The sequence below is a fragment of the Pinisolibacter aquiterrae genome (genome assembly GCF_019160155.1).
GTDB lineage: Bacteria > Pseudomonadota > Alphaproteobacteria > Rhizobiales > Ancalomicrobiaceae > Pinisolibacter > Pinisolibacter aquiterrae.
The window spans coordinates 304,644-315,531 of sequence record NZ_JAFNIH010000061.1; the positions used below are offsets into that span (position 1 = coordinate 304,644).

A 10,888-nucleotide genomic window follows, 5' to 3' on the forward strand; every position below is an offset into this window, starting at 1 on the left:
CGTTCAGGCCGCCTCCGGGTGGCGGGGCGCCTCGATCTCGTCGGCGACGATGTGCGTTCCGGTCTCGCCGCGCAACATCGGTACCGCGTCTTCGAGACGACCGATCAGCACGCGCTTGCCGCCGCCCTCGAGGAACTGGATCGCCGCGTCGATCTTCGGCCCCATGCTGCCGGGCGGGAACTGGCCGTCGGCATGATGGCGGCGGATTTCGGCGAGGCTCACCCGCTCGAGCGCCCGTTGAGTCGGTTTGCCGAAGTCGATGGCCACCCGCGGAACCGACGTGAGGATCATCAGATCCTCGATGCCGAGGAGATTGGCCATCAGAGCCGAGGTGCGGTCCTTGTCGATCACCGCCTCGACGCCGTGGCGGCACCCCATCTCGTCGCGCACCACCGGAATGCCGCCGCCGCCGCCGGCGATGACCACCGCGCCCGAGGCCGCGGCCGTGCCGATCAGCGCCGTCTCGACGATGTGGCGCGGCATCGGCGAGGGCACGACGCAGCGCCACCCGCGCCCGGAATCCTCCCGCATCTCCCAGCCGAGCTCCTCACGCAACGCCGTCGCTTCGGCTTCGGTGTAGAAGTAGCCGATCGGCTTGGTCGGGTTCGCGAAGGCGGGGTCTTCGGGGTCGACCTCGACCTGGGTCAGCATGCAGACCACCTCGCGCGGATTGCCGACGGCGCGCAGCGTGTTCTCCAGTGCCTGAAGCAGCACGTAGGCGACGCCGCCCTGACTATGGGCGACGAGGATGTCGAGCGACATCGGCGCCACCCGATGGCGGGCGAGCACGTTGCGCATCAGGATCTTGCCGACCACCGGGCCGTTGCCGTGGGTGACGACGAGTTGCGTGTCGAGTTCCATCAGCGGCAGCAGGGCGGCGCCGAGGCGGGCGGCGACCTCGGCCTGTTCGGCGGGAGTACCGCGAATACCCTCGGGGTGGATGGCATTGCCGCCGATGGCGATCAGCAGGCGGGCGGGGATGTCCTCGATCATGTCGACCTCCCGGGTGTGGTCGTCTCGTTGGTTGCGGAAACGCGACGCCGTCCGTCGGCCGTGCGCGGCCGGCGAGGTGTTCGGTTCCGGTGGGACGCGCGGATCGCGCGCCCCGTCTCGTTCGGTACGGATCAGGCCGCCGCGACGCGGGCGGCGGCGAGCGCCTCGAGCGCCTGTTCGAAACAGGCGAGCGGCGGCCGCACCGTTCCGGCGCCGACCTGGCCGATGCCGGGCAGGCGATGGGCGATGCCGGTGTTGATCACCGGGGTGATCCCGCTCTCCACCACTCGCCGCGCGTCGAGGCCGAGACAGGCCCCCTGGAAGTCCCAGGTCGGGATCTGCAGGGTGGTGTTGGCCTCGACGTAGATCTCGCGCATCTGCTCCGAGATCTCGAGCGCGTCGGAGAAGCCGCCCGAACCGACGAAGCGAGTGACGCCGGGAGCCGCGATCATCGCCGCACCGCCGATGCCGAAGGTCTCGGTGATGGCGCTGTCGCCGATGTCCGGGTTGGCGTCGGCCTGCGAGTAGCCGGTGAAGAACAGGCCGACCGGCGTATTGACCGGAGCGGTGAACCAGCGGTTCCCGAGACCCGCGACGCGGATGCCGAAGTCGCGGCCGTTGCGGGTCATGGCGGTGACGATCGAGCCTTCACCGACGGCGTGGCCGGCATCCATGACGCATTTGCAGTGAGCCATCGCCACGTTGAGGAAGAACTGATCGGTGCGTCCGAGGAAGCGCAGTACCGCCTCCTTGTCGGCGTCCGTCGCCTCGCCGGCGGCGATGTCGGCGGCGAGCGCCTTGAGGAGCAGGGCGGAGGCGGCGATGTTCCGCTGATGGAACTCGTCGCCCATGGTGATCGCCTGGGCCATCAGCGCGGTGAGATCGATCCCGCCCTGGATGCGCTTCAAGGTCGCCGAGAGAACCGGAGCGAGAACGTCGCGCATCCAGGCGAGCCGGGTCTGCACCTCGCCCTCGAAGGCGCCGAAGCGCATCACCTTTCCGATGCCCTCGTTGAGGTTGCAGTAGGCGACGTTGCCCTGTTCGGCGTTCTCCACGACGAGCACCGGCATGTGCGCGGACGTGATGCCGCCCATCGGACCGACCGCGGAGTTGTCGTGGCAGGGGACGAAGCGGATCTTCGACGCGGCGAAGACCTCGGCCTCCTCGGTCGTCTTCGCCCAGCCCTCGAACAGGCAGGCCCCGAGCACCGCGCCCTGCATCGGGCCGGTCATCGCGTCCCATGCGATCGGCGGGCCGGCGTGCATGAGCACCGCGCCTTCGGCGAGCACCGGGATGCACGCCCCGGCGGGGCGCACGTCGACGAGACGGGGACGGGCCCGACGGATCTCGGCGATCACCGCCGCATTGGCTTCATTGATTGTCGCATACATGTCGAGACTCCGGATCAGACGAGGGAGGCGGCCAGGCGGCGCAGCCGTTCGGCGCCTTCCGGGGCGGGTTCCCATTGCAGGTGGACGGTGTCGACGCCGTTGGAGGCGAGGTCGTCGGCGAAACTGCGCAGACCGATGTCGATCACCGAGGCGGGACCGGCGAGGAGTGCGGGCGGCGTTCCCGACGCGACCCCTGGGGGCGACAGGAGCCTGAGGGCGAGAAGAACCGCCGCCCGCACACTGCCGGCGATCAGGATGCCGGCATCTTCGAGTTTGCGAGACTGGGCCGTGAGATCCTGCGGATCGTCGGCGGCGCCGGTGACGGTGGCGACGACGGTGATCGGCGAAGCCTCGCCGCGCGCCGCGCGCATCTCTTCGACGGCACGGGCGAGCTCACCGGCCGGATCGACGTGGCTCCCGAAGCCGAGCACCACGTCGGCCAGCAGGACGCCGGCGTCCGCGTCCTCCGCCAGAGCGTGGACCAGCTCGTTGCGACCGAAGGGATCGATCATCGGATGCGGACGGCCACGGGTGTAGACGTCGTCGCCGAGATCGATGATGCGGTGCGCCTCGGTGCGCAACATGAAGCCCTCGGCATGGGTCTCGTCGCGGACGAGATCGAGGGTCTCGGCGAGGAGCGCCGCCGCCTCGCCGGCGAGCGTGCCGCCGGTATAGAGGCCACGGATGCCACGTCCCGTCGGCCGGGGCAGATCGCGAGCGAGCGCATCGATCTCGGCGAGTTCGACCGCCAGCGCCGCCGCCTCGTCGAGAGTGCGGGCGAGGTGAAGGTCGTCGAAGTCGCGCCGGGCGGGACGATCGCCGAGGAACAGGGCGACGACCGGCTTGCCCAGCTTCGCCATCCGGTCCAGGAGCCGCGCCCGGACCGCCGCCGCCGGCGGCTTGGAGACGAAGGCGACGACCCGGGTCGCCGGATCGGCGGCGACGAGATCGAGGGCGGTCTCGGCCGAGATTCCGCCGATCTTCTCGGAGAGGTCGCGACCGCCGAGGCCGAGGGCATGGGAGATGCCCATGCCGCGACGGGCGATCTGGCACGTCAGTTCCTGGATGCCGGTGCCGGAGGCGCCGACGACCGCGATCGGCCCCGAGGGCACGCGATTGGCGAAGGCGAGCGGGGCACCGCCGACGATCGCCGTGCCGCAGTCCGGCCCCATGACGAGAAGGCCGTGATCGCGGGCATAGGTCTTGAGATCGCGTTCCTGATCGATCCCGACGTTGTCGGAGAAGATCATGACGTTCATGCCGCTCTCGAGCGCCTCGCGAGCCAGTCCGTGAGCATATTGACCGGCGACCGAGACGAGGGCGACGTTCGCCTTCGGGTTCGTTTCCCGGGCGCGCCGCCAGGAGCGGACCACCGGGTAGCGCGCCTTGCGAACGCCCTTGGCGAGGTTCGCCAGCCGGTCGCGCACCTCGCCGGCGACCGCGTCGGCGACCGCCTCGTCGTCGCTCTCGGTGTCGACGACGATGCAGAGGTCGTTGGGGGAGGCCTCCGCGAGGAGGTCGACCCACAGGCCGGTCTCGCGGAAGACATCCTTGTTGGCGGGGGTTCCCATCATCACCGAGACGCGTGTCACCTCGGGGAGAGCGGAGAGATCCCGCGACAGGACCATCAGGGTGACGGAGTCCTGGAAGTTGCCCTTGAGCAGACGAGCGCGGATCATCTCAGGCGGCCTTTCCGGTCGAGTTGGGGCCGGCGTCCTTCAGGAACATCATGCCGACCAGACCGACCATCAGGATCGCGGCGGAGATGTAGAAGTTGGCCGCGAGGCTGCCGGTGGCGTCGGCGATCGCGCCGGCGATGACGGGAGCGACGATCGACGAGGACATGCCGACGAAGTTGAAGATGCCGAAGGCGGTCCCGTAGGAGTCCTTCGAGGCGTTGTCGGCGACGGTGGCGACCAGGACCGGGTCGAGCGCCAGCTTGCCGAAGAAGCCGTAGACGCAGATCGCAGCGATCACCTGGTTCACGTCCTGAAGGAAGGCGATCGAGATCAGGCTGAGGGCGGCGACCGGAACCAGCACCATGACCAGCGGACGGCGCTTGCCGAGCTTGTCGGAGATGCGGGCGAAGAGCAGGCCACCGGGGATCGACACCCACGCGACGAGCGAGGAGATGTTGCCGATGTCCTTCACCGGGATGCCGCGCTCGGTCTGCAGATAGTAGGGCAGCCAGGTCAGGATCATGAAGAAGCCGAACAGCGAGCAGAACACCATCACGTAGGTGACGACGAGGTTGCGGTTGCGGATCAACGCCATGAAGGACGAACCCTGCGAGCGGCCGGCGGTCTGCGCCGGGCGGGGCTGCTCCTTGACCAGCCACCAGATCAGCAGGCCGGTGACGATGGTCGGGATGGCCATGAAGTAGAACGGCGTGCGCCAGCCCATGCCGAGCGTGTAGGCGATCCAACTGGAGGCCATCAGACCGAGGGCGATGCCGAAGGCCATGCCCGAATTGATGATGGCGCTGCCGAGCGAGCGGTATTCCTGCGGAATCTGCTCGGACGAGATGCCGTATTGCGGGCCGTAATAGGTGCCTTCACCGGCGCCGGTGACGACGCGCGAGGCGATGAGTTGCCAGAAGCTCTTGACCGATCCGGTCACGGCGGTGAATACGCCGAACAGGATGAAGCCCGGCACCAACACCTTCTTGCGGCCGATGCGATCACCGAGGATGCCCGCGGGGATCTGCAGGATGGCGTAGGAGAAGAAGAAGAAGCTCGAGATCAGGCCGAGCTCGGTGCCGCTCAGGCCGAACTCGCTCTGGATGTCCTTCATCACCGGGTTGAGAACCGTCCGGTCGGCGTACATGAACACCCAACCGAGCCAGAACAGGAAAATGGTGATCCACCAACCGGGAATGCCGAAGGTTCGGTCGGTCGGGGCGGACGCCGTGGACCTCGTCGAGCCCGATGTCTGGGCCTTCTCGGATGCAGCGGTTTGACTGGTCATGGTAGTGACCCCCCACAGTTGAAGCGATGGATCCTGGGATACGCCCGTCGCGCACCCGATTCTTTCCGAAACTTCGCGACAATTCGGGCCGCGAACCACCGGCGGACGGGTCCGGCGGCGCTCCGCGCGAGACCGCCCGGAGCCTCATAAGGCGATGAAAGAACTATCGTTTCCCTCCGATCGACAAAGCCCGGCGGGGGGCCGGTGACTGTTGAAGGTGGTGGGGAGCCCTCTCCTCTCCGCCTCACCTTTCGTTCAGCGACGGTCCGATTGTTGAATTCTCTCGAATTCCGCAGAAATACCTAAGGTACTTCTACGTTCGCAGCGGTCGCCGTGTCCGCGATTTCCGGGTCTCGCCCCCTTTGGATCCGGTCGAACCGGCGGGGAACCGGCGAATTCTCCGCCCCTTCGACCCGGCGACAGCCGTCCCGAGCGCCTTCATGCGCCGGGGCGTCGATGCGGTACTTTCAAAATTCGGGTTCGCCAGAGGCGGCCATACCTCCGAAAAATCGAGTAGCCGAGCGTATGATGTCCGTCGAAGAGGACAGTCTCATCTGAAGAGCGGCGACATTTCGCGCGATCGACGGCGATCGACTTCGAAACACGATTGGACGCGTGCCGACGGCGAACGCCGGTCACGATGAACATGCTCATCGCCGCCCTCGCCGGCGGGGTGATGGTGACGAGCATCGGCGGCGTCGATCTCGCCGAAGCCGCCGAGGGTCTCGTCGAGACGGTGGCGACGATCCGGCGACGATGCTCGACATGCCGACGGCGACCCCGGCCGAGGCGCAGCGCCTTCCCGACGACGGGCTCGCGGCCGCCTCGCGCGCCGACGTGACTCTCGACATTCCCGATCGCAACGCCGTCGTGAAAGGCCGCCGCATCGTCGCCCGCACGGAGCGGCGGGTCGAGCCGGTTCTCGACCGAGCCGGTCGGGCTTCGGCGTTCGGTGGACCGCCGTGCACCGAGTTGCGAAACATCATTGATCGGAAAGCCGAGGCGGCTCACAAATTGCGGATCGGAGGCCCCGGAACCGAAAAAGAAGCTCGCGTCCACGGGGGGGCCGACCGCAACCGGGGAGACAATGCCATGTCTGGATTCGCCGCCGCCGCAGGACACACTCGCCGTGTCGCCTTCGGCCTCCTCCTGGGGTCCACCGTTCTCGCCGGAGGCCTCTCGGGCGCGCGGGCCGCGGGCACGCTGGTGATGTACTGCGGCGTCGACGAGGCCTGGTGCCGGTCGATGGCCACCACCTACGAGAAGGAGACCGGGGTCAAGGTCGACATGATCCGCATGTCGGCCGGCGAGACCTACGCCCGCATCCGCGCCGAGAAGGACAATCCGCACGGCGACATCTGGTGGGGCGGCACCGGCGATCCCCATCTCCAGGCGGCCGACGACGGCCTGACCGAGGCCTATGTCTCGCCGAAGCGGGCGCAGTTGCGCGACTGGGCGCAGAAACAGGCGACGATCGCGCACGACCGTACCGTCGGCATCTACATGGGCGCGCTCGGCTTCGGCTACAACAAGGACGAACTGGCGCGCCGCAAGCTGACCGCGCCGGCCTGCTGGTCCGATCTGATCAAGCCCGAGTTCAAGGGCGAGATACAGATGGCCGACCCCAACGCCTCGGGAACGGCCTGGACGGTGCTCGCCACCATCATTCAGTTGATGGGCGAGGAGAACGCCTTCACCTACCTCAAGGCGCTGCACGCCAACGTCAACGAATATCCCAAGACCGGGGCCGCTCCGGCGCTGTCGATCGGCCAGGGCGAGACGCTGATCGGCATCGCCTTCCAGCACGACATCATCAACGTCGCGCGGTCCGGCAAGCCGGCGCAGGTCGTCTCGCCGTGCGAGGGGACCGGCTACGAGATCGGCTCGATGAGCCTGATCAAGGGGGCGCCGCACCCGGAAGAGGCCAAGAAGTTCTACGAGTGGGCCTTGACGCCGGCCGCGCAGAAACTCGCCGCCGCTGCCGGCAGCTTCCAGATCCCGTCCAATCCCGAAACGCCGGTTCCGCCCGAATCGCCCGATCTCTCCAAGGTCAAGCTGATCGCCTACGACTTCGCGACCTACGGCTCGAAGGCGACCCGTAATCGCATCCTCGCGCGGTGGGCCGAGCAAGTGAAGAACGCGCCGCGGTGACCGACGTGTTCCCACGCGCGGCGAAGATCTGGCTGATCGTGGCATGGGCGGCGCTGTTCGCCCTGCCATGGTACGGGCTCGGCGGCATCCCGCGCGGAGTGCCGCCGTGGCCGGCCGCCGTCCAGGCGGTCTGGGGCGGGCGGATCTGGCTGATCCCGCTCTTCCTCGGGCTCCTGCCCGCGACCTGGGCCGTCGTCGGACGGGCGCGGCCGCGCCTTCTCGTCGCCGCCGCCACCGCCACGATCGTCTGGACCCTGGTCGAGGGCTTCGCGATCATCCACGACGGCTGGGGCTCCGATGCGCTCGCCGGATGGTTCGCCGGCCCGGCTCCGACCCAGCCGGCGCTCGGTTGGGGCGCGCTCGTCTTTCTCGCCGCGATGCTGATGCTGATCGCCAACGGGCTCGCCCGGCAGGGCGTGTGCCGGGGCGACGTCTTCGTCACCGGCGCGATCCTGGTCGTCGTCTCGCTGATCGCGCTCTTCGTGATCTATCCGGCGCTCTGCATCTTCGTCTCGGCGGTGAAGGACAACGAAGGAGGCTTCGCCCCGGAACTCTTCACCGCCAAGCTCCTCGGCCGCCCGATCTGGAGCCTCGACTGCCTCGTCGGCGGCGGCGCCTGCGGAACCGCCTGGAACACGGTCGCGGTGGCGACCGTCGTGGGCGTGGTGACGACCCTGCTCGGGCTCGCCTTCGCGCTCCTGGCGTTGCGCACCCGGGTCCCGATGAAGCCGCTGATCGGCCTGCTCTCGGTCCTGCCGATCATCACCCCGCCCTTCGTCATCGGTCTCGCGCTGATCCTGCTGTTCGGCCGGTCGGGGGCGGTGACGATCTTCGTCGCCGATCTCTTCGACCTGCCGCGCACCCGCTGGATCTACGGCGTCACCGGCATCACCATCGCCCAGGTCCTCGCCTTCACGCCGATCTCCTTCCTGGTGATGATCGGCGTGCTCCAGGGCGTCGCCCCGAGCCTCGAGGAGGCGGCGGAGACGCTGCGGGCCGGGCGCTGGCGCACCTTCCGCACCATCACCTGGCCGCTGATCCGGCCCGGACTCGCCAACGCCTTCCTGATCGCCTTCATCGAGAGCATGGCCGACTTCGCCAATCCGCTGATGATCGGCGGCAATTTCACGGTGCTCTCGACCGACATCTTCTTCGCCGTGGTCGGCACCACCCACGATCAGGGGCGCGCCGCCGTCCTGGCGATCGTGCTGCTGACCTTCACGCTCACAGCGTTTCAGGCCCAGCGCGCCTGGGTCGGGCGGCGCGGCTACGCGACCATGGGCGGCAAGGGGGCGGCGGGGCGCGCCACGGAGCTGCCGGGGACGCTCAAGGCGCTCTGCTACGGTCTCGCCCTGCCCTATCTCGCGCTCACCGTCGCGGTCTACGGCACGATCATGGTCGGCGGTTTCGTCGAATCGGTCGGGCGCGACAACACGCCGACGCTGCGCCACCTCGTCACCGCCTTCTCGATCGAGAAGGGCGTCGGCGGCTGGTTCCTCAGCGGTTCGGCGTGGAATTCGCTGCTGACGACCTTCGAGATCGCCCTGATCGCGATGCCCTTCACGGCGGCGATCGGCATCGTCGTCGCGTGGCTGCTCGATCGCCAGCGCTTCGCCGGCCGGCAGGCCTTCGAGTTCCTGGCGATGATGAGCTTCGCCATTCCCGGCACCGTCATCGGCGTCAGCTACATCCTCGCCTTCAACGTGCCGCCGTTCGCCCTGACCGGGACGGGCGCGATCATCGCCATCGCCTTCGCCTTCCGCAACATGCCGGTCGGCATCCGCGCCGGCATCGCCAATCTCGCTCAGATCGACCGTTCTCTCGACGAGGCGTCGCTGACGCTCGGCGCGCGGTCGTTGCGCACGCTGGTGCTGGTGCTCCTGCCGCTGATGCGTCCGGCGGTGACGACCGCGCTGGTCTATTCCTTCGTGCGCGCGGTGACGGCGGTGAGCGCGGTGATCTTCCTCGTCACCGGCGAGTACCAGCTGGCGACCGTCTACATCGTCGGCCGCGCCGACGTCGGCGACTACGGTGTCGCGATCGTCTATTCCGCGATGATGATCGTCCTGATGCTCTCGATCCTTCTCGTCATTCGCCTGGGCGTCGGGTTGCATCGACCCGGCGCGCGCCCCGTCCGGGGCGAGGCCGCCCTCCCCTCCGCGACGATGGTGCAACCATGAGCGAAATCATGTCTCCCGCCGTCGAATTGCGCAGTGTGACCAAGCGCTACGGAGAGGTCACGGCCCTCCGGGCGATCGATCTCTCGATCGAGCGCGGAACGCTGGTGACGCTGCTCGGCCCCTCCGGCTGCGGCAAGACCACGATGTTGCGCCTGATCGCCGGCCTCGAGCGGCCGGACGGCGGACGCATCCTGATCGGCGGCTCCGACGTGACGCTCGCCGCCGCCTCCGAGCGCAACATCGGCATGGTGTTCCAGTCCTACGCCCTGTTTCCCCACATGAGCGTGATCGACAACGTCGGCTACGGGCTGCGCGCGCGCGGCCTGAAGAAGGCGCAAGCGATCGAAGCGGCGCGGGAGAAGATCGCCCTGGTCGGTCTCGCCGGTTACGAGGATCGTTTTCCGAGCGAGCTCTCCGGCGGCCAGCAGCAGCGCGTGGCGGTGGCGCGAGCGATCGTGCTCGAGCCCGACGTCCTGCTCTTCGACGAGCCGCTGTCGAACCTCGACGCCAAGCTCCGCCGGCACGTGCGCGAGGAGATCCGCGAATTGCAGCAGAGCCTGTCGCTGACGGCGATCTACGTGACCCACGATCAGCAGGAGGCCTTGGCGATCTCGGATCGCATCCTGGTGATGAACATGGCCGCGGTCGCCCAGGACGGCAGCCCACGCGCCCTCTATGAGCGGCCGCAGAGCCACTTCGTCGCGGACTTCATCGGCGACGCCAACATCGTGCCGATCGAGGTGACGCGGATCGACGGCGCGATCGCCGAAATTCGGCTCGCCGGTCTGTCGCTGGAGCTTCCCCACCACGGCGCGACGGTCGGCGCCGCCGAATTGGCGATCCGGCCGCAATCGATCGGCCTCGCCGCGCCCCCGGCCGGCGGCGCGACGCTCCCCGGACGGGTCGTCGCGGCGGCCTATCTCGGCAGCCACATGGAATATCGGGTGAGGATCACGCCCGAGATCGAGCTCTTCGTCATCTCGCCGGCGGTCGCCTCGCCGCTCGCAACGGGGGCCGACGTCGGCGTGTCGCTCGCCGCCGAGGGCGCCGCGATCCTTCCACGGTCGTGACGCTCTCGACCGATTCCGTTGAAAAACTCGCCGGCGGCGCGGCATGCATTCGGCGACGATGGGCCCCACGCTCGAGTTTGAGAGGGCCCTCCCTCCTCAAGTCGCCCCGACCGGCTCGTTCATCGGGATCAGCTTG

At 68.4% G+C, this 10,888-nt stretch carries 8 protein-coding genes; 3 read left to right on the forward strand and 5 right to left on the reverse strand.

Annotated elements, in window-relative coordinates; genetic code table 11:
• Positions 1 to 3: 3 nt before the first annotated feature.
• The 5 genes from J3S89_RS22885 to J3S89_RS22905 all read right to left on the reverse strand — a co-directional run bounded on the left by J3S89_RS22885 (position 4) and on the right by J3S89_RS22905 (position 6,410).
• Positions 4 to 993: a carbamate kinase gene (locus J3S89_RS22885; RefSeq protein WP_217931883.1), complete on the reverse strand. Its 990-nt coding sequence runs from the start codon at positions 991 to 993 to the stop codon at positions 4 to 6.
• A 131-nt stretch (positions 994 to 1,124) separates the two neighbouring features.
• Entirely contained in the window at positions 1,125 to 2,384 is a 1,260-nt protein-coding gene (locus tag J3S89_RS22890) for a YlbE family protein (RefSeq protein ID WP_217931885.1), read from the reverse strand.
• A gap of 14 nt (positions 2,385 to 2,398) precedes the next feature.
• Positions 2,399 to 4,063 (reverse strand): acyl-CoA synthetase FdrA, encoded by a 1,665-nt coding sequence (gene fdrA / locus J3S89_RS22895; protein WP_217931887.1) that lies wholly within the window; start codon positions 4,061 to 4,063, stop codon positions 2,399 to 2,401.
• Position 4,064: 1 nt separating this feature from the next.
• Positions 4,065 to 5,351 carry an MFS transporter gene (locus tag J3S89_RS22900; RefSeq protein WP_217931889.1) on the reverse strand — a complete coding sequence of 429 codons (1,287 nt, stop codon included), beginning with the start codon at positions 5,349 to 5,351 and terminating at the stop codon, positions 4,065 to 4,067.
• A 438-nt stretch (positions 5,352 to 5,789) separates the two neighbouring features.
• Positions 5,790 to 6,410, reverse strand: coding sequence for a hypothetical protein (locus tag J3S89_RS22905; RefSeq protein ID WP_217931892.1), 621 nt, complete (start codon positions 6,408 to 6,410; stop codon positions 5,790 to 5,792).
• 150 nt (positions 6,411 to 6,560) lie between these two features.
• On the opposite strand from J3S89_RS22905, the gene J3S89_RS22910 reads away from it, so the two are divergent.
• From J3S89_RS22910 to J3S89_RS22920, 3 genes are read left to right on the forward strand one after another with little or no spacing between them, the layout of a single operon-like run.
• Positions 6,561 to 7,502, forward strand: coding sequence for an ABC transporter substrate-binding protein (locus J3S89_RS22910; RefSeq protein ID WP_420801305.1), 942 nt, complete (start codon positions 6,561 to 6,563; stop codon positions 7,500 to 7,502).
• Positions 7,499 to 9,682, forward strand: a complete 2,184-nt coding sequence (locus tag J3S89_RS22915) for an ABC transporter permease (RefSeq protein ID WP_217931896.1) — start codon at positions 7,499 to 7,501, stop codon at positions 9,680 to 9,682. Before J3S89_RS22910 ends, J3S89_RS22915 begins: the two co-directional genes overlap by 4 nt.
• Entirely contained in the window at positions 9,679 to 10,752 is a 1,074-nt protein-coding gene (locus J3S89_RS22920) for an ABC transporter ATP-binding protein (RefSeq protein WP_217931898.1), read from the forward strand. Before J3S89_RS22915 ends, J3S89_RS22920 begins: the two co-directional genes overlap by 4 nt.
• Positions 10,753 to 10,888: the final 136 nt, after the last annotated feature.

Coding starts and splice junctions, on each gene's coding strand:
- J3S89_RS22885 (WP_217931883.1), bottom strand. CDS start 993: ATGATCGAGGACATCCCCGCCCGCCTGCTGATCGCCATCGGCGGCAAT.
- J3S89_RS22890 (WP_217931885.1), bottom strand. CDS start 2,384: ATGTATGCGACAATCAATGAAGCCAATGCGGCGGTGATCGCCGAGATC.
- fdrA (WP_217931887.1), bottom strand. CDS start 4,063: ATGATCCGCGCTCGTCTGCTCAAGGGCAACTTCCAGGACTCCGTCACC.
- J3S89_RS22900 (WP_217931889.1), bottom strand. CDS start 5,351: ATGACCAGTCAAACCGCTGCATCCGAGAAGGCCCAGACATCGGGCTCG.
- J3S89_RS22910 (WP_420801305.1), top strand. CDS start 6,561: ATGTACTGCGGCGTCGACGAGGCCTGGTGCCGGTCGATGGCCACCACC.
- J3S89_RS22920 (WP_217931898.1), top strand. CDS start 9,679: ATGAGCGAAATCATGTCTCCCGCCGTCGAATTGCGCAGTGTGACCAAG.